The following is a 24,359-nucleotide window of genomic DNA, read 5'->3' on the forward strand; positions in this document are numbered from 1 at the left end:
GCCGGATCTCAGGCCCTGAAGCGCCTGCGCGTCATCGCCAGCGCAAACCAGTAGGCCGCCACCGTGGTGGCGGCCAGCACCAGGCCGTGGCGCAGCGGGTGGGCCGGCCACTCGTCCATGAACAGCGGGCGCACCAGCTCCACGGCATTGGTCAGCGGCAGCCAGTCCGAGGCCAGGCGCACGGCCTCGGGCAGCTGCTCGCGCGGGAAGAACACGCCGGACAGGAACATCATGGGCGTGAGCACCAGGGTGAAGTAGTAGGTGAAGAAGTCATAGCCCTTGGCCAGGGCGTTGAAGATCAGCGCGATGCTGGAGAACATGATGCCCACGCACAGCAGCACGGGCCAGGCCACCAGCAGCCTGGGCGAATGGCTGATGCCCAGCGCCAGCATCACGCCCAGGATGCCGGTGACCGTGAACAGCGCCTTGAAGGCGGCCCAGAGCATCTCGGCCAGCAGCACGCTGTCCAGGCTGATGGGCGCGTTCATGATGCCGTCCCAGGTCTTTTGCACATGCATGCGCGAGAAGGCCGAGTACAGCGCCTCGAAGCTGGCGGCATTCATGGCGCTCATGCAGATGGAGCCGCTGGCCAGGAACAGGATGTAGGGCACCTGCCGGCCCGTGGCCCCCACGGTGACCTCGCCCACCAAGGCGCCCATGCCGTAGCCGAAGGCCACCAGCCACATCAGCGGCTCGGCGATGTTGCCGATCAGGCTGGGCAGGGCCAGCTTGCGCCACACCAGCAGGTTGCGCAGGAACACCGGCCACCAGCGCAGCGACAGGTCGGGCGGGCGCCAGATGCTGGGGGTGTCCGATGCGGGTTCGGTCATGGTGGTTCAGCCGTCGGTTCTGATCTGTCGGCCGGTGAGCTTGAGGAACAGGTCCTCCAGGTTGGCCGGGCGGTGCAGGGTGCGCAGGTGGCTGTGCGCGGCCAGCGCCTGCAGCAGCGGGCGCGCGTCGTGCGTATAGAAGAAGACGGTGTCGCCACTGACCTCGGTGCGCCCGGCCAGGGGGCGCAGTGCCGCGTCATGCGCCAGGCCCAGGGCGCCGTTGCCGTAGGCCTCGACCACTTCGGGCTCCAGGTGCTCGGCGATGAGTTCGCGCGGGCGGCCTTCGGCGATCTTGCGGCCGTGGTCCAGCACCAGCAGCCGGGAGCACAGGCGCTCGGCCTCGTCCATGAAATGCGTGGTCAGCAAGATGGCCTTGCCCTGCTGCAGCAGCCACTGCAGACGCTCCCAGATCAGGTGGCGTGCCTGCGGGTCCAGGCCCGTGGTGGGTTCGTCCAGCAGCAGCAGGCGCGGGTCGTTGACCAGGGCGCGCGCCAGGGACAGGCGCCGTTTCATGCCGCCGGACAACTCGCCCGGCTTGGCCGCGGCCTTGTGCGACAGCGCCGCGAAGTCCAGCAGCTGCGGTATGCGGTCACGCATCTGCGCCGTACCCAGTCCGAAGTAGCGCGCGTAGACGCCCAGGTTTTCCGCGCAGCTGAAGTCGGGGTCCAGCGTGTCGTTCTGCGAGACCACGCCCAGCCGCGCCTTGATGGCCAGTGCATCGGCAGGCATGTGCAGCGGCGGCGAGCCGTCTTCGGGGTGGTAGAGAACATGGCCCGCATCGGGTGCCGTCAGGCCCAGGCAGATGCGCAGCGTGGTGGTCTTGCCCGCGCCATTGGGGCCGATCACGCCCAGGCATTCGCCGGGAGCGATGGAAAAGGACAGGTCATCGACCACCGTGGTGTCGCCGTAGCGCTTGCGCAGGTTCAGGGCGTCGAAGAGCGCGGGCATGGAGCGTTTTCCTGGGGTCCGGGGCTAGCGCGCAGGCTTGGCGGCCAGTGCGGGCCTGGCCGGCGCATCCGGCGTCTCCGGCGTCTCCGATACAGCAGGCGCATCGGCGCAGGCCTGCTGCTGCGGTGGGCTCAGCCGCACCTGCGTCCAGCAGTCACGCCCGCGGCGCTTGGCAGCGTAGAGCGCGGCATCGGCGGCGGGCAGCAGCATTTCCAGGCGCAGGCCGTCCCAGACCTGGGGCGCGTGGGCGCAGCCGGCACTGAAGCGGACTTCGAAGCCCAGCGTCTGCGTCGAGGCCTGCAGCAGCGCGGACTGCAGCCGGGTGCACAGGGTGTCCACACCGTCGTCCGTGGTGTAGAGCAGCAGGCAGAACTCCTCGCCGCCCCAGCGCGCAGCGATTTCGTCACTGCGCAATTGCTGCTGCAGCAGGCGGGCGAAGAGGCACAGCGTACGGTCGCCCATGGCATGGCCGTATTCGTCGTTGACATGCTTGAAGTGGTCCAGGTCCAGCATCACCAGGGCCAGGGCCTGCCGGTGGCGCTGGGCATGCGCCAGCATGGCGGGGGCGCGCTCCAGCAGGGCGCGGCGGTTGGGCAGGCCGGTGAGCATGTCCTGCAAGGCCATGTCGCGCAGCTGCTGGTTGGTCTCGTCGCGCCAGGCCACCAGCACGGCCACCATCAGCAGCGTGCTGCTCAACGTGACCAGCAGGGCGAATATCTGGTTGGCGCCGCTGTCGGCCGTGAAGCTGGGCAGGAAGGGCGTGGCCAGGGCCAGGTAGCTGCGCACCAGAAGTACCAGCCCCATGAAGACGGCCACGCCGCACATCAGATAGCGCCAGCTGCGTGCCACGGGGCGGCGTGGCGCCAGGCACAGGCCGGCCAGCGCCAGCAGGCTCAGTCCGTGGGCGGCGCTGAACCAGCCGGTGCGCAAGGACAAGTGGGGCAGCAGCAGGGTGAAGCCCAGCGGCCCCAGAAAGCACAGCGCGATCAGGCCGCGTTCCAGCCAGGGCGGCCGGGGCCCCAGCCATTCGCGCAAGGCGCGCGCCATCTGCCACTGTGCCGATGCCGCGCAGGCTGCTGCGCCCAGCGACAGCAGTTCGCGCGAGAGCAGGCCTTGCGGCAGGCGGCTGGCGATGAGGATGAAGATCCAGGCACCGGCCTGGATCAGGAAGAAATGCTGGGCATGGCGCGCGGCACCGCTGACGCGCCGCCCCATGGCCAGCGGCAGGGCGGCCGACATGGCCATCATGTTGAGGGCCACGACCGAGGTCATGGAGAAAAAATCCAGGGTGGGCAGCGTGGATGGCATGTGCGTCCCTGGATGGCGGTGCGAAGCGGGGCCCTTGGAAGAAGGTGGCCGCGCTATTGGAACGCCACCTCCGCGAAGCTGCGCAGCTTGCGGCTGTGCAGGCGCTGGGTGCCGCCCTCGCGCAGGATGTCGATGGCGCGCATGCCGATGCGCAGATGCTGGTCCACGCGCTCGCGGTAGAAGTGGTTGGCCATGCCGGGCAGCTTGATCTCGCCGTGCAGCGGCTTGTCGGACACGCACAGCAGCGTTCCATAGGGCACGCGGAAGCGGAAGCCGTTGGCCGCGATGGTGGCGCTTTCCATGTCCAGCGCCACGGCGCGGCTCTGGCTGAAGCGCAGCTGGGGCAGGTTGTTGGGCAGCAGCTCCCAGTTGCGGTTGTCGGTGCTGGCCACGGTGCCGGTGCGCATGATGCGCTTGAGGTCGGGCCCGTCCATCTGCGTGACGTCGGCCACGGCCTGCTGCAGGGCCAGCTGGATCTCGGCCAGCGCGGGAATGGGCACCCACAGCGGCAGCTCCTCGTCCAGCACATGGTCCTCGCGCACATAGGCGTGGGCCAGCACGTAGTCGCCCAGCTGCTGGCTGTTGCGCAGGCCCGCGCAGTGGCCCAGCATCATCCAGGCGTGCGGGCGCAGCACGGCAATGTGGTCGGTGATGGTCTTGGCATTGGCCGGCCCCACGCCGATGTTGACCATGGTGATGCCGCTGTGGTCGGCGCGCACCAGGTGGTATGCCGGCATCTGCGGCAGGCGCGGCGGCGGCGTGCCCAGCTCGTCATTGGGCTGGGCCGGCAGGCCGGTGCGGCGCGTGACCACGTTGCCGGGCTCGATGAAGGCCACGTACTCGCTGTCCTCCCGGGCCATCTCGGCGTGGCCCAGGCGGATGAACTCGTCGATGTAGAACTGGTAGTTGGTGAACAGCACGAAGTTCTGGAACCACTCCGGCTGGGTGCCCGTGTAGTGGCGCAGCCGGTGCAGCGAATAGTCCACGCGCGGGGCCGTGAACAGCGACAGCGGCAGGGCCTCGCCCGGCTGGGGGCGCCAGGTGCCGTTGGCGATGCCGTCGTCCATGGCCTCGAGGTCGGGCAGGTCGAACACATCGCGCATCAGCTGCCGGCGCTCGCGCGACAGCGTGCCTTCGATGTGGTCGTTCTCGGCAAACGAGAAGTGGATGGGGATGGGCTTGTCGCTCAGGCCCACTTCCAGCGGCACGCCGTGGCTCTTGATCAGCAGGCGGAACTGCTCGGCGTAGTAGCGCGAGAACAGGTCGGGCCGCGTGAGCGTGGCCTCGTGCGTGCCCGGCCCCTCGACAAAGCCGTAGGCCAGCTGCGTGTCCGCGCGTGACACGGTGGCCGTATGCATGCGCACGAAGGGGTAGTAGGCGTGGACGGGGGCGGCCGGGGTTTCACCGGAGACGAAGCGCTGCATGTTCGTGCGCAGGTGCTCTATCTGCTCGCGGTAGATCTGCTGTACATGCTCCAGGGCCCGCTGGGGGTCGGTGTGCAAGGTGGCTGCGGCCCTTGAGGCCTGCGAGGGGTTGTGAAGCGAAACCATGGGCTATTGTCGTTGGACTGGATGACTGTTGTGCAACTGCCAGGCGCGCGCTCTGTCGGCCGGCATGGGCGGCGCCACAAGGTACCCCTGCATCATGCCGCAGCCCAGGTCGCGCAAAAGCTCCAATTGGGCAGGTGTTTCCACGCCTTCAGCGACGATGTCCAGATGCAGGCTGTGGCCCATCTGCACGATGGCGGTGACGATGGCCGTGTCGTCCTCGCTATCGGGCACGTCGGCGATGAAGGACCGGTCTATCTTGAGCTGGTTGATGGGGTGGCGGCGCAGATAGGCCAGCGAGGAATAGCCGGTGCCGAAGTCGTCGATGGCCAAGCCCACGCCCAGGGCCTGCAGCGCCTGCAAGGTGTCCTGCACCTGGCCGCTGGTGTGCATCAGCGTGGACTCTGTCAGCTCGATGTGCAGCCAGCGCGCTTCCAGGCCGGTTTCCTCCAGCACCAGGGCCACCTCGCGCGCCATGTTGCGCTGGCGAAATTCCAGCGCGGAGACATTCACGGACAGGGGTACGGGCCGCAGCCCCTCGTCCTGCCACTGGCGAGCCTGGCGGCAGGCCTCGCGCAGCACCCAGTGGTCTATGGCCGAGATCAGGCCGCGCGCCTCGGCAAAGCCGATGAACTCGCCGGGCAGCACCAGGCCGCGCTGCGGGTGGCGCCAGCGCACCAGGGCCTCGAAGCCCGCCAGCCGGCCATCGGCCGTGAAGGTCTGGGGCTGGTAGTGCAGCTCGAACTCGCCGCGCTCCAGCGCGCCGCGCAGTTGCTGCTCCTGCATCAGCATCTGGGTGGCCTGGCCGCCGTGGGCGGGTGCGTAGAACTGCAGGTTGCGCCGGCCGCTGTCCTTGGCCGTGTGCGTGGCGCTTTCGGCGCGATTGAGCAGTTCCTCGGCGCTTTTTCCGTCGCCCGGGTACATGGCGATGCCCATGCATGGCGAGACCACCAGCGGCGTGCCGTCGATGGTGCAGGGTGCCTCGATGATGCGTTGCAGGTGCCTGGCCTGGGTCTCGGTCTCCTGCGGATCGGGATCATCGGTGAGCACGACCACGAATTCGTCGCCGCCCACGCGCGCCACCAGATCATGGGCGCGCACGCTGCCGCGCAGGCGCTGGGCGACCTCGCACAGCAGCAGGTCGCCGGCCTGGTGGCCCAGCGAGTCGTTGATGGTCTTGAAATGGTCCAGGTCGATGAGGAGCACGGCCAGCGTGCGCTGCTTGACCGAGGCCAGCGACAGCGCCTGGCGCAGCATCTGGATCAGGCGCACCCGGTTGGGCAGCTGGGTCAGCTGGTCGTGCTGGGCCAGGAAGTCCATGCGCTCCTGGGCCAGCTGGCGCAGCGTGATGTCGCGCACCAGCACGATGCGGTAGGGCCTGCCCCCGGCCGGCATGGTCTTGGCCTCGATCTCCACGGGAATGCGGTGGCCGTCCTTGTGCTGGAGGGCGCCATCGAAACGGTCCTCGCGGCCGCTGCGCATGTACTGCAGCGCGTAGAGGCGGAATTCCGGGCAGATGTAGTCGAGGATGGGGCGGCCGATCAGCTCGTCCAGCGTGTAGCCGGCCAGGCGGGACAGGGCCTCGTTGCCGTCGATGATGAGGCCGTCGCGGTGCATGACGATGGCCTCGGTCGTGACCTCGGTGAACTTGCGCATGCGCTCTTCGCTGTCACGCACCTTCTGCGCCACATGGTGGTGGTGGCTCACGTCGGTGATCTGCACCACGGCGCCCTGCAGCCGGCCCTGCTCGAAGTGCGGCATCAGCAGCGACTCGATATGGCGCGGCGGGCCGTCCGGCTGGGGCACTTCGCGCTCGTAGCGCACATGCTCGCCGCGCAGGCCGCGCTCCACCTGCGGCGCGATGAGCTGCCACACGGCCTCGCCCACGATCTCGCGCACGGTCTTGCCCACGGCCTCGGCGGGCGTCAAGCCGAAATTGCGTGCGTAGTTGATGTTGGCGAAGCGGCAGCGCAGCGTGCGCGCATCGAAATAGGCCAGCATGGCCGGAGCCGTGTCTGCTATCAGCCGCAACAGCGCATCATCGGGCCCCGTGTCTTGCGCATCGATGTTCTCTGGCATGCGTCCCCCTCGCTGGGGATTTATAGCGGAATCGCAGAGATTTTGATAGCGCTCTTGTGCGAGGGTGAGCGGCCGCTGACGCGTGGGGGCGCGTGCGGCTGTCGGGCATCAGGGGCCGCCGTGGCGGCCTGTCTTTTTTTTGCAGCGCCGCATCAAGGGCAGGCGCGGCCGGGCGCGGTGCGGCGCAATGTGGTAGCCCTTGCGGGCGCCTTACTTGAGCAGTTCCTGCACCTGGCCCAGCGCGGCCTGGGCGCATTTGTCGTCCAGGTGGCCGCCAGGCGCTCCGCCGATGCCCACGGCGCCGATCACCTCGTTGCCCACCTTCACCGGCAGGCCACCGCCCAGCAGCAGGTAGCCGGGAATATTCACCAGGTTGGCGGCGCCGGGGTTCTTCTGCGCGCCTTCCATGATGGCCAGCGTGCTGTTCTTGGCCGATGCGGCCGTGTAGGCCTTCAGGCGGCTGGCCTCCAGCGTGTGGGGGCCAGCATTGTCGGCGCGCTGCACGGCGCGCACGGTGCCGGCACGGTCCACCACGGTGGCGGTGACGGCATAGCCGTCGGCGGCGCAGGCGGCCACGCTGCGTGCGGCGATCTGGTTGGCCAGCTCCAGCGACATGTTCTTTTCCGTGCGCACGGCATCGGCCTGGGCGGCGGTGGCGATCAGGCCCAGGGTCAGGGCGGCGAGGGTGGCGAGCTTGGTGGTGCGGCGTTGCATGGTCTTCTCCTTGGGGGTCAGGACGGCCCGGGACACAAGCCCGGACGGCATGCATGCACTGTAGAAAATGCCGTCGCCGCGCACCATTCGGACGGTTACGCGCGCCGCTGCGTAGAAATACGGAGAAGCCAGGCGCGCTGGGCGCGGCGGTGGAGCTTCAGGCGCCTGCCGCCGGATCGGCCAGGCTGGCGTAGCGGCGTATGAGCTGCGCCAGGCTGGGCGCATCCAGCTTGGCGAAGAGGTTGGCGCGGTGCGTCTCCACCGTGCGGGGCGACAGCTCCAGGCTGCGGCCTATCTCCTTGTTGGTCAGCCCCTGCACGATCAGCCCCAGCACCTCGCGCTCGCGCGCCGAGAGCTGGGCGAAGCGCTGCTGCGCATCGCGGTCGGCCTGCTGGCGTTCGCGTGACTGCACATGCTGGCGCACGGCGCCTTGCAGCGCGTCGATCAGCACCTCGTCATCCACGGGCTTTTCCAGGAACTCGGCCGCGCCGGCCTTGAAGGCGCGCCGGCACATGTCCACCGTGCCATGTCCGGTGAGCATGATCACGGGCTGGTCCACACCCTGCTCCATCAGCCGGCCCAGCAGGGCCAGCCCGCCGATGCCGGGCATGCGCACGTCCAGCACGATGGCGCCTATGCCCTGGCGGTCCAGCCCGTCGAGAAAGGCCAGCGGATCGGCCCAGCACTGCACGCGCAGGCCCACGGTGCCGATCAGCAGGGCCAGGCTGTCGCGCACGGCCTCGTCGTCATCGACCAGATGGATCAGCGGGGACAGGTCTTGGGCGGGCGCGGCAGTCATGGGGTCAGTGGTTCCTGAGGGGCGTTGGGTGCGGCAGGTGCCGGGCCATGGGCCGCAGGCAGCAGCAGCTCGAAGCGCGCTCCGCCTTGCGGCGGGGTGGCGGCGGATGCGGCCAGCTCCAGGCTGCCGCCCATGGATTCGGCCAGGCTCTGGCTGAGCGTCAGGCCCAGTCCCAGGCCCTGGGCGCGGCCCGTGGCAAACGGGGTGAACAGGCGCTGGCGCATCTCGGGCGCCACGCCGGGGCCGCTGTCGTGCACGGCCACCATCAGGCGGCTGTCGCGGCGTGCCAGCTCCACCCGCAGATGGCGGGCTGCGGGCGGCTGCTCGTCCATAGCCTGCAGTGCATTGACCAGCAGGTTGTGCAGTATCTGCTGCACCGCCACGGGGTCGGCCTGGGCGGCGGGCAGATCGGCGGCCTGCACCATGACCTGAACCTGGCGGCGCCGCAGCTCGGGCTCCAGCAGATACAGCGCCTCGGCAACGGCCTGGCCCAGATCCAGCGGCTCGGCCTGGGGTGCCAGCCCCGGCCGCTCCACCAGGCGGCGCAGCCTGCCCACCACGGCTGATGCGCGCTTGGCCTGCTCGGCAGCCTGCCCCATGGCCTGGCGTGCGGCGTCCAGCTCGGGCGGGTCCTCGGCCAGCAGGCGGCGCGCGGCCTGGCTGTTGGACAGCACGGCCGTCAGCGGCTGGTTCAGCTCATGCGCCATGCCTGCGGCCAGCTCGCCCAGCGTATTGAGCCGTGCCACCTGGCCCAGCTGCAGCAATTGCTCGGCGCGGCGGCGGGCCACGCGCTGGCGCAGCAGGGTGCGCAGCGCGCCCACCGCCAGCGCGCAGCCCAGGGCCCAGCCCAGCATGGCCGTCCAGGGCAGTACCGAGGCGTCCAGCGGCTGGCGCAGGTACAGCACCAGAGGCTGGCTGGGCGAGGCCAGGGTCTTGCTCACCTCCCACGACCATGTGTTCCAGCCGTGCGCGGCGGCCCGGCCCGGCTGGATCACGAATTCCTGCCCGCCCAGGGCCAGCCATGCGCGCACCGGGCTGGTGGCGGGCGGCAGCGGCCACTCGTCGGCGGGAATCGTGGCGCGCAGGTCCAGCAGCAGCGCGTAGCTGGCCGGCAGCCCGGCCTGCACCAGGTACAGGCGGCCCCGGACCAGGTCGGCCAGGGCCAGTTCGGCCTGGCCGCTGGCCTGGGAGCGGCGCTCGGCCTCGGCCATGCCGGGCGGCCAGGTCTCGGGCCAGGGCTCGCCTGCGGTGGCCGCGCGGCGCGCCACATCCAGCACCTGGGGATACAGGCGCTGCAGCTGCCTCCATGGCGCCTGGCCGGATGCGGGTTGGCGCGGCTGCAGCAGGGCCAGCGTGCCCAGAACGGCGTCGTGCTGCACCATGCGCTGGCTCAGCAGCCGGTGGGCAATGCGGGCATCGGTGTCGAAGACCTCGCGCAGCGACTGCAGGCGCTTGTGCGCCAGCCACGCCGCGCCACAGCCTGCGGCCAGGGCCCAGGCCAGCACCCACCCCGCTGCTCGCTGCCATCCATTCATGGCGCGGATTCTGTCATGCGGCTCGCACACGCGGTGGGCACGCGGTGGTCTAATCCGGAGCACCCCCCCCACGTACCGCAGCGCAGCATGGCCGAACCCACTCCCCCTACTGCCAACGCTCCCGCCCCCGCTTCCGCGGCCGGCTGGATGGCGCCGCACAGCCTGCTGCGCATCTCGGTGGCCGTGGCCCTGCTGACCATCGTGCTCAAGACCCTGGCCTGGTGGCTCACGGGATCGGTGGGCCTGCTGTCGGATGCGCTCGAATCCTTCGTCAACCTGGCGGGCGCCGTGTTCGCGCTGACCATGGTCACCATCGCCAAGCGGCCGGCGGACACCGACCATCCCTATGGGCACCACAAGGCCGAGTACTTCTCTGCGGGCTTCGAGGGCATCCTGGTCATCGGAGCCAGCCTGGCCATTGGCTGGGCGGCGCTGGCGCGGCTGTGGAACCCGCAGCCGCTGGAGCAGCTGGGCTGGGGCCTGGCGCTGTCCGTGGCCAGCTCTGCCCTCAACGGCCTGCTGGCAGTGGCCATGCTGCGTTCGGCGCGCCAGCACCGCTCCATGGCGCTGGAGGGCGATGCCCGCCATCTGCTCACCGATGTCTGGACCTCGGCCGGCGTGGTCATCGGCCTGATGGGCGCAGCGCTCACAGGCTGGCTGTGGCTGGACGCGGCCGTGGCCATAGGGGTTGCGATCAACATCTGCGTGCAGGGCGCGCAACTGGTCTGGCAGTCTTCCCAGGGCCTGATGGACCAGGCCCTGGACGCGCCCGAGCGCCTGCGCATCGACGCCGTTCTGGACCGCCATGCGCACCGCGCGCATGGCGTGGTCTTTGACAACATCTCCAGCCGGCGCGCCGGCGAGCGCAGCTTTGCCGACCTGCACATGCATGTGCCCGGCGACTGGAGCGTGGCCCGCGCCGCCCGGCTGCGCACCGAGATAGAGGCCGAACTGCTGCAGGCCGTGCCCGGCCTGTACGCGCGCATAGAGCTGCTGCCGCTGGGCATGCAGACCGCCATGGAAGCCGCCATCGAGGCGGCAGGCCAGACAGACACTTCTTCCCCATCCACCGACAAGAACCCGAACCCCGAACCATGATCAGCATCCTGCAGCGCGTGCAACAGGCCCGCGTGGAAATCGATGGCCAGGTCGCCGGCAGCATAGGCCCTGGCCTGCTGGCCCTGGTCTGCGCAGAGCGCGGCGACACCGAAGCCGAGGCCGACAAGCTGCTGGCCAAGATGCTCAAGCTGCGCATCTTTGCCGACGACGCGGGCAAGATGAACCGCAGCGTGCAGGACCTGGACGGGCAGGGCGCCTGCGGCGGCCTGCTCATCGTCAGTCAGTTCACGCTGGCGGCCGACACCGGCGGCGGCAACCGCCCCAGCTTCACGCGCGCCGCGCCACCGGCCGAGGGCGAGCGCCTGTACGACTACATCGTCCAGCGGGCGCGCGCCCTGCATCCCGACGTGGCCACGGGCCGCTTCGGGGCCGACATGCAGGTGCACCTGCTCAACGACGGGCCCGTGACCATCCCGCTGTCGATAGCTCCGGCCACCGCGGCATAGCGCGCCGCAGACCTGCTGTTCTGGGGCGGATTCTGGCGCGATCTGCGAGCGCGGCCTGGCCGGAAAAGGGCTGCAAAGACCGTATTCTTGCGGCCTCAGCATTCATCGACAGACCGACGACCATGAAGAACCATCCGTTCAAAGCCTCCACCCTGGCCCTTGCCATGAGCATGGCCCTGGCGTGGAGCGGCGCGGCCGGCGCCGACACCCTCAAGAAGCCCGCGCTGGACGCGCTGGCCCAGGCGCAGCCGGCACCTACCGACTTCGCCAGCTTCCTGAAGCAGGCCGCGGCCGCGCAGCCTGCCATCGCCCAGGCCGTGCAGCGCCATGCCGCAGGCGCCGCGCTCACGGGGGATGAACTCAACCACATCGCCCGCCTGCTGGGCCTGTACTCGCGTCTCACGCAGGAGCGGGCCGTGCTGGCCAGCATCGAGCGCATGGTCGCCCTGCCCACGGTGCGCGACCCCAAGGTGCCGCCGCACGAAAGCCCGACCATCCTGGCTTTCGGCGAACTGGTGCAGCAGATGGCCAAGGACTTCGGCCTGCAGTACCGCAACGTGGACAACCGCATCTTCGAGGTCACCCTGCCTGCGAACGCAGCGAACGCGGGCACCGATGAATTCGGCATCCTCACCCATGCCGACGTCGTACCTGCCGTGGCCGCCGAATGGGTGCTGGACGGCAAGCAAATCAACCCATTCGAGGTTACCTTTGTGCCCGGCAACAGCGGGATCACCCTGATGAGCCATCCCCCGGTGCTTGTCCCACCCATGCCTGATCGGATCTACGGGCGCGGCACCATCGACGACAAGGGCTCCATCGCCACCGTGCTGTTCGCCATGAAGGCCGTCAAGGACAGCGGCCTGCCCCTGTCGCGCGGCATACGCCTCATGATCGAGACCACCGAGGAAACCGGCGGCGATGCCATGAAGTACTACCAGGGCAAGACCACGCTGCCCGCCTACAACATCGTGCTGGACAGCAAGTACCCCGCCGTCGTCGCGGAAAAAGGCTCGGGCGCGCTCAAGGCCGTGTTCGACGACGTGAAGACCGACCCCGCCCGCCCGGCCATCACCGCCATGGCCGGCGCCGCCTCGGCCAACGCCATTGCCCAGACCGCCACCGCCACCATCACGGCCAGCGACGAAGCCGCCATTGCCGCCATCGCCGCGCGCCTGCAGGCGGCCAAGGGTGACTTCACCACCAGTTATGCCGGGCAGGGCGGGCCGTTCACCATCGACATACAGCACAGCGGCGCGACGGCCACCGTCAAGGTCACGGGCACCTCGGCCCACGGCTCCCGCCCCGAGGAAGGCATCAACCCCGTGCCGCGCCTGACGCTGTTCCTGCAGCAGGTGCTCATGCCCACCGATGGCGTGGCCCTGGTCCAGCCCAATGCCTACAGCAACGCCCTGCGCTACATCAACGGCGCCTTCGGCCTCGACTACTTCGGCAAGCAGCTGGGCGTTGCCTATGCCGACGACTTCATGGGCCCGCTGACCCTGTCGCCCAACCTCATCAAGGCGGCAGACGGCAAGCTCGAAGTCACCACCAACGTGCGCATGCCGCGCGGCAAGACGCCAGAGCAACTGCGCGCCGAAGTCGAGCAGCGCATCATCCGCTGGAGCGAGGCCGCCAAGGTTCCCCTCACCCTGCAGTACACCCAGGGCAACTGGATGGCGCGCGATCCCAAGGGCGCCTGGCTGTCCACCCTGCTCAACATCTTCGGCGACACCACGGGCCTGGACGCCAAGCCCGTGCCCACGGCCGGCAGCACCACGGCCAAGCTCATGCCCAACGCCATCAACTTCGGCCCCGCCATGCCCGGCAAGAAGTACACGGCGCACAACGCGCTCGAATACAAGGAACTGCCCGACCTGCGCGCCGACATGCAGATGTTCACGGAAATGCTGGTGCGCATCGGGAATCTGAAGCAGATGCAGTGATCATTCACTGGGATGTAAAGAAGGGCGCCTTGTGGAAGCAAGGCGCCTTTTTATTCCTGGGGCAGGCCATTGAAGGGGATTGGCAATTTGATACAACTGCCTGCGGGAGGCTGCAATGCAGGATATCAAGGGCCAGGATCTCAAGACCATTCTCCATTCCAAACGCGCCAACATCTATTACCTTGAGCACTGCCGTGTCCTTGTCAATGGCGGGCGGGTGGAATATGTGACCGATGCCGGCAAGCGCAGCCTGTATTGGAATATTCCCATTGCCAACACCACCAGCATCCTGCTGGGCACCGGCACCTCCATCACCCAGGCGGCCATGCGGGAGCTGGCCAAGGCTGGGGTGCTGGTGGGCTTTTGTGGTGGCGGCGGCACGCCCTTGTTCAGCGCCAATGAAGTTGACGTTGAAGTCGCCTGGCTCACTCCGCAAAGCGAGTACCGCCCCACTGAATACCTGCAGGCCTGGGTCCAATTCTGGTTTGACGATGAACTGCGCCTGCATGCCGCCAAGCAATTGCAGGCTTTGCGATTGCAGCGGATGCAGCAGGAATGGGGCGCACGAGCCTTGCGCGAAGCAGGGTTTTCCGTGGACATGGAGCGCCTGAAGGCGCTGGTGCAGCAATTTGCGGCGCTGATGGCCAATGCGCCCGATGTCATGACACTGCTGACCGATGAGGCACGGCTGACCAAGGCCTTGTTCAAGCTCGCCGTGGACGCCGTGGGATATGGCGAATTCACGCGCGCCAAGCGCGGCACCGGCACCGATGCAGCCAACCGCTATCTGGACCATGGCAACTACCTGGCCTACGGACTGGGCGCCACGGCCACCTGGGTGCTGGGCCTGCCCCACGGTCTGGCCGTTCTGCATGGCAAGACGCGGCGCGGCGGCCTGGTGTTCGATGCGGCCGACCTGGTCAAGGATGCCGCCATCCTGCCCCAGGCCTTCCTGTCGGCCATGCGCGGCGACGACGAGCCGCAATTTCGCCGCCAATGCATAGAGGCGCTCACGCGCAGCGAATCGCTGGACTTCATCATCGACACGCTCAAGCGCATTGCCGTCGACACGGCGCGCATGGCCGGCGCGCCCGCCACGCCCACAACGCCCGGCGCTGCGCAGGAGGGCGGCACATGAACGTGCTCTTCGTCTCCCAGTGCAGCAAGCGCGCCCTCACCGAAACGCGCCGCATCCTCGACCAGTTTGCCGAGCGGCGCGGCGACCGCACCTGGCAGACGCCCATCACGGCGGCCGGGCTCGACACCGTGCGCAAGCTGCTGCGCCAGAGCGCGCGCAAGAACACCGCCGTGGCCTGCCACTGGATACGCGGGCGTGACCACAGTGAACTGCTGTGGATCGTAGGCGACGGGCGCCAGTTCAACGCCGAAGGCGCCGTGCCCACCAACACCACGGCCAGCAACGTGCTGCGCGCCGACGATGAAAGCCACTGGCACCACCTGCCACTGATCACGGCGCTGGCCGCTTTGGCGGCCCTGGTGCATGACTTGGGCAAGGCCACCCAGGCATTCCAGGACCGGCTGAAGAATCCGGGCCTGCGCGAGCGCAACCACTACCGCCATGAATGGGTGTCGGTGCGGCTGTTCCAGGCGTTCGTGGGCGGCGACAGCGACGCGGCATGGCTGCAAAGGCTGGCAGCCTGTGTGGATGAGGCTGCCGACGCCCGGGCCTTTGAGGCGCAATGGCTGGATCACCGCAGCGGCCGCCTTCTGCGCGATGGCCTGGACGAGCCGCAGGCCAGCCAGCTTCTGCCGTTCAAGGCGCTGCCGCCGCTGGCCACCGCCGTGGCCTGGCTGGTTCTGACACACCATCGGCTGCCCTGCATGCCGGTCGCTGCAGGCCGGCAGGAGTCCGACGACGAGCTGGAGCCCGACCGCCGCCAATGGTGCCGCTTCGGCGCGCGCCCGCGCTTCGTCAACAGCAATGAGATCGAGCAGCTGCTGCAGTGCATCAGCGCCGACTGGAACGAGCCGCGCGAGAAAGCCGACCCGGCGAAAGTGCGCTCCCATTGGGACTTCCCGCAGGGCCTTCCGGTGGCCACGGCCGCCTGGCGCAAGCAGGCGGCGCGCTATGCGCTCAAGCTGCAGGAGTTGGCGGGCCGGTCGCTTGACGCTGCAAGCCTGGGCGATCCGTTCACGCTGCACCTCTCGCGCCTGTGCCTGATGCTGGCCGACCACCACTACTCCAGCATCGAGGACGAAGCGCGCCGCCAGCCTTTCCGCAACGCGGGCTATCCGCTGTACGCCAACACCCGGCGCAAGAGTGCAGCTCCAGGCGCCGCGTCCGCTTTCAACCAGACGCTGGACGAGCACCTGCTTGGCGTGCAGGCCCATGCCACGCTGGTGGCGCGCTCGCTGCCCACGCTGGCGCGCAGCCTGCCGGCACTGCGCAGCCATCGCGGCCTCAAAAAGCGCAGCAGCAACGCGCGCTTCCAGTGGCAGGACAAGGCTGCCGACCTGGCTGCCAGCGTGCGCCACCGGGCCGCCAGCCAGGGCGGCTTCATCGTCAACATGGCTTCCACCGGCTGCGGCAAGACGCTGGGCAATGCCCGCATCATGAACGCGCTGGCCGACCCGGGCGTGGGCATGCGCTGTGCCTTCGCCATCGGCCTGCGCACGCTCACGCTGCAGACGGGGCGGGTGTTCCAGAACGACCTGGGACTGGGCGACGACCAGCTCGCCATCAAGGTCGGCGGCGCGGCCAGCCGCGCGCTGTTCGAGTACTGGGAAGCGCAGGCCGAGGCCACGGGTTCGGCCTCGCGCCAGGCGCTGCTCGACGAAGGCGGGCAAGTCCTGTTCGACGGCAATGACCAGCACCCGCTGCTGCAGCGCCTGACCGACGATGCGCAGGTGCGCTCGCTGATCGCCGCGCCCGTGCTGGCCTGCACCGTGGACCACCTCACGCCCGCCACCGAAAGCCTGCGCGGCGGCCGCCAGATCGCGCCCATGCTGCGCCTCATGACGGGCGACCTCGTACTGGACGAGCCCGATGATTTCGACATGGCCGACCTGCCCGCGCTCACGCGACTCGTGCACTGGGCGGGCCTGCTGGGCTCACGCGTGCTGCTGTCCTCGGCCACCTTGCCGCCAGCGCTGGTGGAGGGGCTCTACCTGGCCTACCGCGCCGGGCGCGAGATCTTCCAGCGCCATCGCGGCGAGCGGCCCGGCGAGCCCGTTGCCATCTGCTGCCTGTGGGTGGACGAATTCCACCAGCAGGCACTGGACTGCGCCGATGGCGCAGGGTTTCGTGCAGGCCATGAAAGCTTTGTGCAAAAGCGCGTGGCCCAGCTCGCCCGGGCCGAGGTGCGGCGCCTGGCTGCCATCGCTCCCCTGCCTGCCGGCTGGCAGGGGCTGGACCCGGCCGCGCGGCGCCGGGATTTTGCGCGCATCGCGCTGGAGCATGCATGGCAGCTGCACCAGCAGCCGGGCAACCATTGCACCGACCCCGCCAGCGGCAAGCGTGTGAGCTTCGGCCTCATCCGCATGGCCAACATCGAACCGCTGTTCGACGTGGCCGTGGCCATGTATGGCCAGGGCGCTCCTGCACCGGGCGTGCGGGTGCACCTGTGCGTCTACCACTCGCAGTTTCCGCTGCTGGCGCGTTCCAGCATCGAGCGGCACCTGGACACCGTGCTGGACCGCCGCACCCCCGACGGCGCAGACCCCATCTTCCAGAGGCCGGCCATCCGCGCATTGCTTGATGCCAACGATGAGGCCGATCACCTCTTCATCGTGCTCGGCTCCCCCGTCACCGAAGTGGGCCGCGACCATGACTATGACTGGGCCGTGGTCGAGCCCTCGTCCATGCGCTCGCTGATCCAGCTGGCCGGACGCGTGCGGCGCCACCGGCCGGGTACGGTGCAGGAGGCCAACATGCGGGTGCTGGACAGCAACCTGCGCGCTTTCGAGCATCCAGGCCGGGCGGCATTCTGCAAGCCGGGTTTCGAGATGGAGCCGGTGGATGACAAGGCGGACACGGCGCGGTACTTCCACCTGCGCTCGCATGACCTGCAATCGCTGCTGGCCAAGCACACCAAGGGTGAGCACCTCTGGCCCGTGGATGCCCGCGCACGAATCGAAGTGGCCAGGGAGCAGTTCCACCCGGCCAGGAACCTCGTGGACCTGGAACACGCCCGCCTGCACGACACCATGCTGCCGCGCCCCGCAGACAGCCCGGATGCCACGCCGGTGCTGCGCGCCGCCAGCCTGCACTGGGCCAGCCCAGCCTGCTTCTGGCTCACGGGCCTGCTGCCGCAGTTCCAGCGCTTTCGCTACGACCCGTTGCCGCGCGTGGATGTGGTGTTTCTGCCGGACGAGGAGGAAGAGGGCCTGCAACTGCACCGCGTGGTCGATGGCCAGCGGCGGGGTGACAGGTTGTATGTGCTGGTGCAGGACAGCCTGCTGCACCGGGAGCCATTGGACCCACGGAAGGGGTCTGTCACTGCATGGGGGCAGGCCGACCTGATGCATGAACTGCTTGCCCTGGCGCAGGGCAAGGGGCTGGCGCTGGATGCCTGTGCAAGCAAGTACGCCACGGCCAGCCTGCCCGACAAGACACAGGGCTGGCGCTGGCATGGCGTGCTGGGCTTTGTGGGCCGTGCCTGAGGATCAGGCGGTATGCAGCTGCATCGGATGAACTTGCCTCACGGACGCCTGCAACTCCGCGTTCAGCTCTGCCGTGCGCAGGTCGTAGGCGGTCTGAAGGTTCAGCCAGGACTGAGCGTCGCCCCCAAAGAAGCGGCTCAGCCGCAGCGCCGTGTCGGCCGTGATGCCGCGCCGCTCCAGCACGATGTCGTTCACGCGCGAGGCGGGAACGTGCAGGTGCCTGGCCAGCGCGTTGGCGCTCATGTCCATGGGCTTCAGGTAGTCCTCGCGCAGGACTTCACCTGGGTGTATGGGGCGCATCTCTGCTTTGATCATCCAAACTCCAACTCCATGAAGGAGAGTCGATTTCGGCTATCTGTGTTGCACGGATTGGCAGTGCCGCTTGATCTTTGGGTTGGCAAGGTTGCCACTTGGCAGCCTGTTGAAGCACTTCAGTGGCAAAGGCGCTGCTTGTTCAGCAGAAATGTGGCGGTCATCTTGAAGAGGTGACTTTTCTGAGCTTCCTGTTCGAAAGCGGTTGCGAAGATACCACGTAGCGGCTACGATCCAGCTGCCAAGTTGGTTTCGTAAACCTGCGGTTTATCGTAAAGAGTTGACTGGTTGGAATTATAGAATGCCACCACCTGCTGCGCTAACAACAGGTGGTGACTGTGTCAACAACGTGCTCTCAAGGCGCTAACCCAGAAAGAGAGGTCACAGTGGCTAGCAATCACGCGCTCAGAAGAGCGTTATGACGGCTTTCCAGTCGCAACATCAAGTTCCTCGGTCAGTTCGTTGACCGAGGAATTATCTTTCATTTCTCACGAAAGGTGATCCCTATGTCCAACGCCCCGGCAACAGGGCGCAAGGCAGGTTTTCGTGCGGCAATCGACCAGTTCCTGCAAGAACGATTGCAATCCAAGCTCGAAAAGCTCAAGCCTGACGATCCTCAGCGCGACGAACTCGTCGCATCATTCCTGCGTGATACCTGGGTGGCCAGTGCTGCCAAGCGCGTCGATCAAATCCAGGCCGTCACCCACTCCCTCAAGCCCATACATCCCGATGCGCGCGGCACCAATCTCTATGTGGAGCCGGCCGGCCTGCCAGCGCTGCAGGAACTGGGAAGCCATGCGCTGGGGCAGTCCTTCGCCGGCGATGTGGTGGGCAATGCGGCGGCGCTTGACGTCTACAAGTTCCTCAAGGTCGAGGTGGAGGGCACCAGCCTGCTGGCCGCGCTGCTGGCGCAAGACCCGGGCGCGCTCCAGGCCCTGCATGAGGACCCGCAGCAGGCCATGGCCTTGCGAGATGCCTTCGTCGGCCTGACCCAGCCGCGCGCGGGCATACCCAGTTCGCACACGCGGGCCAAGCAGTTGTACTGGCTGAAGGGCAGCGATGCCTGTGCCGATGAAGGCTATGAATTGCTGGCGCCGTTGTTTGCCACCTCGCTGGCGCATGCCGTGCATGCGCAGGTGCAGGAAGACCGCTTTGGGGAAAGCAACAAGGCGGCCCGGCAGGCGCGGCGCGAGCGCAAGGCGCATGACGGCGTCTTCCATGACTACCCGGGGCTGGCCGTCCAGAAGATGGGAGGGACAAAGCCACAGAATATTTCCCAGCTCAACAGCGAGCGTGGCGGGGTCAACTACCTGCTGGCTTCGCTGCCACCGGTCTGGCGCAGCAGCGATGTACGGCTGCCGGTGCATGCCAGCTCCGTGTTCGACAAGCTGTTCATCGGCCGTCCCGAGGTGCGCAGCACGGTGCGCAAGCTGCGTGCCTTCCTTGCGACCGACCCGGAGCCCAACCTGCAAACGCGCGAGCGCCGCGAAGCCTTCGTCGATGCGCTGATCGATGAAATGGTCTCGCTCGCCGGCGAAGTGCAGCAGGCCCTGCCCGCTGGCTGGAGCCGCGATGCGGAACGCTTCGGCAAGCTGGTGCGTGAAGAGCAATTGTGGCTGGACCCATTGCGGGCCGAACTGCGCGATGAAGCAGATTTCGCCCGCGAATGGCTTTGGATGGACTGGCCTGCCGAGGTAGGCAAACGCTTTGCCAACTGGCTCAACAGCCAGCTGTTCGGCCAGTTGCCCGTGGGCGACGCCGAGGCGCGTGTGTGGAAGAAAGAGCTGCTGACCGATGAGGATGGTTTTGTGCAGCAGTTGCGTGAACTGCGCAAACGGATTGAAGACAGGGAGGACGCGCAATGAGCCAGTCTCCACAAGCGCTTCTCGTTTTTCCCCATCTGCGCGTGCAAAACGCCAACGCCATCTCCAGCCCGCTTACGCACGGCTTCCCCTCCATCACCGCCTTCACCGGCCTGATGTGGGCGCTGGAGCGCAAGCTGGCGCAGGCCGGCATCCCCTTGCGCCTGCACGCGGTGGGCGTGGTCTGCCACCACCATCAGGAGCAGGTGACGCAGGGCTATGTGCGCAGCTTCAACCTCACGCGCAACCCGGTGGACAAGGACGGCAGCACCGCCGCCATCGTGGAGGAAGGGCGCATCCACCTCGACATCTCCCTGGTCTTCACCGTCTCGGAAAAACGCGTCCCTGGCTCCAACTCGGCCCCGACCTTGGTGCAAAGCGCTGCCGAGCCGATGCAGCAATGGGCCGATGAAGCCGGGCAAATCCTGTCGCAAATGCGGGTGGCCGGCGGCAGCCTGCTGCCATCGCGCGCCGCGCCCGGCAGGCGTGTGCGCCCCAGGCTGGCCGTGCTGGCAGAAGACTCCACCGAGCGCAGCCGCCAGTTCCGCGAATGGCGGCGCCAGTGGCTGCCGGGCTTCGCCCTGGTGGGGCGTGACGACCTGCTGGCCGACCGCCTGCACAGGCTGCGCGACAAAGCGGCGCACACCACGCTGCTCGACGCCTGGCTGCATGCATCGCGCTTCAACCACGAGCCCGTGGCAGCGGCCGAAGGCCAGCCCCCGCCTGCCGATGGCAAGCAGCAATGGGCAGACCCCTGGCGCAGCCCGGGCAGCGGGTGGATCGTGCCTGTGCCCGTGGGCTATGCGGCGCTCTCGCCATCGCATGCCGCAGGCGAAGTGCTCAACGCCCGCGATGCCACCACGCCGCTGCGCTTCGTGGAGTCGGTCTACTCGCTGGGCGAATGGATCAGCCCGCACCGCCTCACCCATCTGGAGCAACTGCTTTGGCATGCGCAAACCGATGAGGAGCGGGGCCTTTACCGCTGCCGCAGCGGCTACGTGCCAGACCCCGCAGCCGGGGCCGACCCTGACGACGCCGCAGCCCAGGAGCGCGAAGACGACGACAGCTATGCATACACCTGACCAGCGTCCTTGCACCGCCGCCTTTCACACCGTATTGCCAAAGGATTGAACACCATGTCCAGCACCCTCAAGACCGCATCCGTCCTCGCCTTCGAACGCAAGCTCGACCCCTCCGACGCCGTCTTCCACGCAGGCAACTGGGATGACCGGGCGGCCTCCGCCTCCTGGCCCTCCGTCAAGCTGCGCGAGAAATCCGTGCGCGGCACCATCTCCAACCGCCTCAAGACCAAGGACCAGGACCCGGCCAAGCTCGACGCCGCCATCGAAAACCCCAACCTGCAGACCGTGGACGTGGCAGCCCTGCCCGCCGATGCCGACACGCTCAAGGTGCAGTTCACGCTGCGCGTGCTGTCTGGCGCAGGCACCCCGTCTGCCTGCAACAGCGCCGAATACCAGGCCAGGCTCGCGCAGACCGTCCAGGCCTATGCCTCGGCCCAGGGCTTTGCCGAACTGGCCAACCGCTATGCGGCCAACCTGGCGAACGGGCGCTTTCTGTGGCGCAACCGCGTGGGCGCGGAAAGCGTGCAGGTGCAGGTGGTGCAGCTCAAGGATGGCAAGGCCGGGCAGGCATGGTCGTTCGATGCGCTGGCCCACAACCTGCGCACGCTGGAGCACCCTGATGAGAAAGTGGCTGCGTTGGGCAGCGTGATCGCGCAGGGGCTTGAGGGCAAGGCCCATGTGCTGCTGCAGATCACCGCCTTTGTGCGCCTGGGCGCGGGCCAGGAAGTCTTCCCCTCGCAGGAACTGATCCTCGACAAGGGCAGCACCAAAAAGAGCAAGACGCTCTACCAGATCGGGGAAAAAGGCCAGGAGGTCGCCGCCATCCACTCCCAGAAAATCGGCAACGCCCTGCGCACCATCGACACCTGGTACGACGGCGCGCAGGACCTGGGCCCCATCGCGGTCGAGCCCTACGGCTCCGTCACCACCCAGGGCAAGGCCTGGCGCCAGCCCAAGCAAAAGCAGGACTTCTACACCCTGCTGGACGACTGGCTGCTCAAGGACAAGGTGCCTCCCGTCGAGCAGCAGCACTTCGTGATGGCCGTGCTGATCCGTGGCGGCGTCTTCGGCGATGCGAGCTGATGGCCATGACCTCGCACTACATCGACATCACGCTGCTGCCTGACCCGGAATTCAGCCACGCCCACCTGCTGGGCGCGCTGGTCGCCAAGCTGCACCGCGCGCTCGTGCAACTGGGCAGCGCGGACATAGGCATCAGCTTTCCCGGCTACAGCCTGCGTCCACGCACTCTGGGCACCATCCTGCGCCTGCATGGCAGTGAAGCCGCGCTGCGCGGCCTGATGGAACAGCCCTGGCTGCAGGGCATGCGCGATCACGTGCACTGCACGCCGCCAGCTTTGGTGCCAGAGGGCGCCGTGCCCTGCCTGGTGCAACGCCGGCAATTCAAGACCAGCCCCGACCGCCTGCGCCGCCGCCGCATGCGGCGCAAGGGAGAAACCGCCGAACAGGCCGCGGCCGCCATCCCCGACAGCGTGGAGCGCACCCCGGACCTGCCCTACGTTCAACTGCGCAGCGCCAGCACCGGCCAGCCGTTTTGCCTGTTCGTGGAGCAGAAAGCGGTGCAGGGCACGGCGGGCCAGGAAGGCTTCAACACCTACGGGCTGAGCCTGGGAACTGCTGTTCCCTGGTTCTGACCCTTTTTCTGGCGGCCTGTGGGGTCGCCTTTCAAATCAACAACTTGGCGACGCCTCGGAATTTTGGGGTGTTTTCGGGTTAGGGGGGAAAGTTCTTTAAAAATCAATGAATTGGGAGGATTTTTGTCTAGTTCGCTGCCGCATAGGCAGCTCAGAAATTTGCCGAAGCTGCCCCAGGTCGGCAGGTCAGGTTCGCTGCCGCATAGGCAGCTCAGAAAATCGCCCAGGAGGTCGAGTCCAAAGTCCGCGCGTTCGCTGCCGCATAGGCAGCTCAGAAATCCAGCTCATCCGTCTCTGCGCGCTTGAGGATGTTCGCTGCCGCATAGGCAGCTCAGAAAGAAGCAGGCGCCTGTCAAGCGCTCGCGCAGGGGTTCGCTGCCGCATAGGCAGCTCAGAAACACGAATGCCAACAGGTGCTGCGCCATGCCGAGTTCGCTGCCGCATAGGCAGCTCAGAAAACAACCCCACGCGCTTGGCCTTGGCCTCCTGCGTTCGCTGCCGCATAGGCAGCTCAGAAATACCAGAAGGCCAAGATGTACAAGGAGTTGCAGTTCGCTGCCGCATAGGCAGCTCAGAAAAGCGCGAGATGGCATTCCAGCAATGGAAGCCCGTTCGCTGCCGCATAGGCAGCTCAGAAATTGAGGGCTGGTCCCAGATCGTCACGTCTGAGGTTCGCTGCCGCATAGGCAGCTCAGAAAATGGATAGTGGACCTGCAAGCATACGCTCGCCGTTCGCTGCCGCATAGGCAGCTCAGAAAGCGCGGCGCTGGGCTCTGTTGAGTTCCATGGTGTTCGCTGCCGCATAGGCAGCTCAGAAAATGAAAAAGCCCCGACTAGCGGGGCTGGGGTTGTTCGCTGCCGCATAGGCAGCTCAGAAATGGGCTACACGCTGCGTGCGGGCGTCGATGCGGGTTCGCTGCCGCATAGGCAGCTCAGAAATATGTGATGCTCACGGACATCGAGTGCCCTGGGTTCGCTGCCGCATAGGCAGCTCAGAAATGATGAACTCCTCGGTACAGTCAAAGCGCGTCGTTCGCTGCCGCATAGGCAGCTCAGAAATGGGCGCGCTGCTTCCGTTCCCATGCCTCGATGTTCGCTGCCGCATAGGCAGCTCAGAAAACCAGGATGCGAGGCCGCCGAGCAAGGCCGTTGTTCGCTGCCGCATAGGCAGCTCAGAAAAAAGAGCATTGGCAAGGTCCGTGCCGCGCAAGGTTCGCTGCCGCATAGGCAGCTCAGAAAGCGCACTCGGCCTCGCTCGAAAACAGCAGCTCGTTCGCTGCCGCATAGGCAGCTCAGAAACTCCAGGCTACGTGCGCCTACAGCACCTATCTCGTTCGCTGCCGCATAGGCAGCTCAGAAATCGAAGGCCCGCACGAACTTGCTCGGGCTGTCGTTCGCTGCCGCATAGGCAGCTCAGAAACAGCATGGCGCCCGCGTTCCCGATCCGCTTTGGTTCGCTGCCGCATAGGCAGCTCAGAAATCATCACAAGCATCGAGCCTGAATGCTGGGCTGTTCGCTGCCGCATAGGCAGCTCAGAAAAGGCGGCGGTGCTG

Annotated in this window: 18 protein-coding genes and 1 CRISPR repeat array (1 of these 19 cut by a window edge); of the genes, 9 read left to right on the forward strand and 9 right to left on the reverse strand. The window is 67.4% G+C overall.

Annotated features, from left to right (window positions below):
- Nucleotides 1-8: 8 nt before the first annotated feature.
- From GRX31_RS04775 to GRX31_RS04810, 8 genes are all read right to left on the reverse strand, one after another.
- Entirely contained in the window at nucleotides 9-830 is an 822-nt protein-coding gene (locus GRX31_RS04775) for an ABC transporter permease (RefSeq protein ID WP_160851707.1), read from the reverse strand.
- A gap of 6 nt (nucleotides 831-836) precedes the next feature.
- The gene (locus GRX31_RS04780) at nucleotides 837-1,778 is read right to left on the reverse strand and encodes an ATP-binding cassette domain-containing protein (RefSeq protein WP_160851709.1); all 942 of its coding nucleotides are present in this window, start codon (nucleotides 1,776-1,778) and stop codon (nucleotides 837-839) included.
- A 24-nt stretch (nucleotides 1,779-1,802) separates the two neighbouring features.
- Nucleotides 1,803-3,086, reverse strand: coding sequence for a GGDEF domain-containing protein (locus tag GRX31_RS04785; RefSeq protein ID WP_160851711.1), 1,284 nt, complete (start codon nucleotides 3,084-3,086; stop codon nucleotides 1,803-1,805).
- Nucleotides 3,087-3,139: 53 nt separating this feature from the next.
- Nucleotides 3,140-4,636 carry an AMP nucleosidase gene (locus tag GRX31_RS04790; RefSeq protein WP_016446546.1) on the reverse strand — a complete coding sequence of 499 codons (1,497 nt, stop codon included), beginning with the start codon at nucleotides 4,634-4,636 and terminating at the stop codon, nucleotides 3,140-3,142.
- A gap of 3 nt (nucleotides 4,637-4,639) precedes the next feature.
- Nucleotides 4,640-6,712 (reverse strand): putative bifunctional diguanylate cyclase/phosphodiesterase, encoded by a 2,073-nt coding sequence (locus GRX31_RS04795; RefSeq protein WP_016446545.1) that lies wholly within the window; start codon nucleotides 6,710-6,712, stop codon nucleotides 4,640-4,642.
- A 210-nt stretch (nucleotides 6,713-6,922) separates the two neighbouring features.
- Nucleotides 6,923-7,426 carry a GlcG/HbpS family heme-binding protein gene (locus tag GRX31_RS04800; protein ID WP_202396483.1) on the reverse strand — a complete coding sequence of 168 codons (504 nt, stop codon included), beginning with the start codon at nucleotides 7,424-7,426 and terminating at the stop codon, nucleotides 6,923-6,925.
- 157 nt (nucleotides 7,427-7,583) lie between these two features.
- On the reverse strand, nucleotides 7,584-8,225 hold the full coding sequence (locus tag GRX31_RS04805; RefSeq protein WP_126311271.1) for a response regulator transcription factor: 642 nt from the start codon (nucleotides 8,223-8,225) through the stop codon (nucleotides 7,584-7,586).
- Nucleotides 8,222-9,760: a sensor histidine kinase gene (locus tag GRX31_RS04810; protein WP_160851714.1), complete on the reverse strand. Its 1,539-nt coding sequence runs from the start codon at nucleotides 9,758-9,760 to the stop codon at nucleotides 8,222-8,224. The genes GRX31_RS04805 and GRX31_RS04810 overlap by 4 nt, the downstream gene beginning before the upstream one ends.
- 87 nt (nucleotides 9,761-9,847) lie before the next feature.
- Between GRX31_RS04810 and GRX31_RS04815 the strand changes: the two genes are divergently transcribed.
- From GRX31_RS04815 to cas3f, 5 genes are all read left to right on the forward strand, one after another.
- Entirely contained in the window at nucleotides 9,848-10,858 is a 1,011-nt protein-coding gene (locus tag GRX31_RS04815) for a cation diffusion facilitator family transporter (protein ID WP_074920606.1), read from the forward strand.
- Nucleotides 10,855-11,325 carry a D-aminoacyl-tRNA deacylase gene (gene dtd, locus GRX31_RS04820; protein WP_034366821.1) on the forward strand — a complete coding sequence of 157 codons (471 nt, stop codon included), beginning with the start codon at nucleotides 10,855-10,857 and terminating at the stop codon, nucleotides 11,323-11,325. Before GRX31_RS04815 ends, dtd begins: the two co-directional genes overlap by 4 nt.
- 122 nt (nucleotides 11,326-11,447) lie before the next feature.
- Nucleotides 11,448-13,271, forward strand: coding sequence for a dipeptidase (locus GRX31_RS04825; protein ID WP_160851716.1), 1,824 nt, complete (start codon nucleotides 11,448-11,450; stop codon nucleotides 13,269-13,271).
- A 115-nt stretch (nucleotides 13,272-13,386) separates the two neighbouring features.
- Nucleotides 13,387-14,409: a type I-F CRISPR-associated endonuclease Cas1f gene (cas1f, locus tag GRX31_RS04830; protein ID WP_160851718.1), complete on the forward strand. Its 1,023-nt coding sequence runs from the start codon at nucleotides 13,387-13,389 to the stop codon at nucleotides 14,407-14,409.
- Nucleotides 14,406-17,894, forward strand: a complete 3,489-nt coding sequence (gene cas3f / locus GRX31_RS04835; RefSeq protein ID WP_160851720.1) for a type I-F CRISPR-associated helicase Cas3f — start codon at nucleotides 14,406-14,408, stop codon at nucleotides 17,892-17,894. The genes cas1f and cas3f overlap by 4 nt, the downstream gene beginning before the upstream one ends.
- Before the next feature lie 3 nt (nucleotides 17,895-17,897).
- Here cas3f and GRX31_RS04840 read toward each other — a convergent pair whose 3' ends face one another.
- The gene (locus GRX31_RS04840; RefSeq protein ID WP_016451884.1) at nucleotides 17,898-18,209 is read right to left on the reverse strand and encodes a HigA family addiction module antitoxin; all 312 of its coding nucleotides are present in this window, start codon (nucleotides 18,207-18,209) and stop codon (nucleotides 17,898-17,900) included.
- A gap of 503 nt (nucleotides 18,210-18,712) precedes the next feature.
- On the opposite strand from GRX31_RS04840, the gene csy1 reads away from it, so the two are divergent.
- The 4 genes from csy1 to cas6f are packed head-to-tail and all read left to right on the forward strand — an operon-like array spanning nucleotide 18,713 to nucleotide 22,805.
- Nucleotides 18,713-20,071, forward strand: coding sequence for a type I-F CRISPR-associated protein Csy1 (gene csy1 / locus GRX31_RS04845; RefSeq protein ID WP_160851722.1), 1,359 nt, complete (start codon nucleotides 18,713-18,715; stop codon nucleotides 20,069-20,071).
- On the forward strand, nucleotides 20,068-21,150 hold the full coding sequence (gene csy2 / locus GRX31_RS04850; RefSeq protein WP_160851723.1) for a type I-F CRISPR-associated protein Csy2: 1,083 nt from the start codon (nucleotides 20,068-20,070) through the stop codon (nucleotides 21,148-21,150). The genes csy1 and csy2 overlap by 4 nt, the downstream gene beginning before the upstream one ends.
- 54 nt (nucleotides 21,151-21,204) lie before the next feature.
- Nucleotides 21,205-22,233: a type I-F CRISPR-associated protein Csy3 gene (csy3, locus tag GRX31_RS04855; protein WP_160851725.1), complete on the forward strand. Its 1,029-nt coding sequence runs from the start codon at nucleotides 21,205-21,207 to the stop codon at nucleotides 22,231-22,233.
- Nucleotides 22,234-22,238: 5 nt separating this feature from the next.
- Nucleotides 22,239-22,805, forward strand: coding sequence for a type I-F CRISPR-associated endoribonuclease Cas6/Csy4 (gene cas6f, locus GRX31_RS04860; protein WP_043789355.1), 567 nt, complete (start codon nucleotides 22,239-22,241; stop codon nucleotides 22,803-22,805).
- Between the two features lie 130 nt (nucleotides 22,806-22,935).
- Nucleotides 22,936-24,359: a CRISPR direct-repeat array (repeat unit 28 nt; unit sequence GTTCGCTGCCGCATAGGCAGCTCAGAAA); it runs 1,115 nt beyond the window's last position.

The sequence above is a fragment of the Delftia sp. CH05 genome (genome assembly GCF_009827015.1).
Taxonomy (GTDB): Bacteria; Pseudomonadota; Gammaproteobacteria; order Burkholderiales; family Burkholderiaceae_C; genus Comamonas; species Comamonas tsuruhatensis.

Bases quoted from the DNA above. Each gene is read 5' to 3' on its own strand.
- GRX31_RS04825 (WP_160851716.1), top strand. From the start codon at position 11,448: ATGAAGAACCATCCGTTCAAAGCCTCCACCCTGGCCCTTGCCATGAGC.
- GRX31_RS04790 (WP_016446546.1), bottom strand. From the start codon at position 4,636: ATGGTTTCGCTTCACAACCCCTCGCAGGCCTCAAGGGCCGCAGCCACC.
- cas3f (WP_160851720.1), top strand. From the start codon at position 14,406: ATGAACGTGCTCTTCGTCTCCCAGTGCAGCAAGCGCGCCCTCACCGAA.
- GRX31_RS04805 (WP_126311271.1), bottom strand. From the start codon at position 8,225: ATGACTGCCGCGCCCGCCCAAGACCTGTCCCCGCTGATCCATCTGGTC.
- csy2 (WP_160851723.1), top strand. From the start codon at position 20,068: ATGAGCCAGTCTCCACAAGCGCTTCTCGTTTTTCCCCATCTGCGCGTG.
- cas1f (WP_160851718.1), top strand. From the start codon at position 13,387: ATGCAGGATATCAAGGGCCAGGATCTCAAGACCATTCTCCATTCCAAA.
- GRX31_RS04800 (WP_202396483.1), bottom strand. From the start codon at position 7,426: ATGCAACGCCGCACCACCAAGCTCGCCACCCTCGCCGCCCTGACCCTG.
- csy1 (WP_160851722.1), top strand. From the start codon at position 18,713: ATGTCCAACGCCCCGGCAACAGGGCGCAAGGCAGGTTTTCGTGCGGCA.
- cas6f (WP_043789355.1), top strand. From the start codon at position 22,239: ATGACCTCGCACTACATCGACATCACGCTGCTGCCTGACCCGGAATTC.
- GRX31_RS04785 (WP_160851711.1), bottom strand. From the start codon at position 3,086: ATGCCATCCACGCTGCCCACCCTGGATTTTTTCTCCATGACCTCGGTC.
- GRX31_RS04840 (WP_016451884.1), bottom strand. From the start codon at position 18,209: ATGATCAAAGCAGAGATGCGCCCCATACACCCAGGTGAAGTCCTGCGC.
- GRX31_RS04815 (WP_074920606.1), top strand. From the start codon at position 9,848: ATGGCCGAACCCACTCCCCCTACTGCCAACGCTCCCGCCCCCGCTTCC.
- GRX31_RS04810 (WP_160851714.1), bottom strand. From the start codon at position 9,760: ATGAATGGATGGCAGCGAGCAGCGGGGTGGGTGCTGGCCTGGGCCCTG.
- dtd (WP_034366821.1), top strand. From the start codon at position 10,855: ATGATCAGCATCCTGCAGCGCGTGCAACAGGCCCGCGTGGAAATCGAT.
- GRX31_RS04775 (WP_160851707.1), bottom strand. From the start codon at position 830: ATGACCGAACCCGCATCGGACACCCCCAGCATCTGGCGCCCGCCCGAC.
- GRX31_RS04795 (WP_016446545.1), bottom strand. From the start codon at position 6,712: ATGCCAGAGAACATCGATGCGCAAGACACGGGGCCCGATGATGCGCTG.
- GRX31_RS04780 (WP_160851709.1), bottom strand. From the start codon at position 1,778: ATGCCCGCGCTCTTCGACGCCCTGAACCTGCGCAAGCGCTACGGCGAC.
- csy3 (WP_160851725.1), top strand. From the start codon at position 21,205: ATGTCCAGCACCCTCAAGACCGCATCCGTCCTCGCCTTCGAACGCAAG.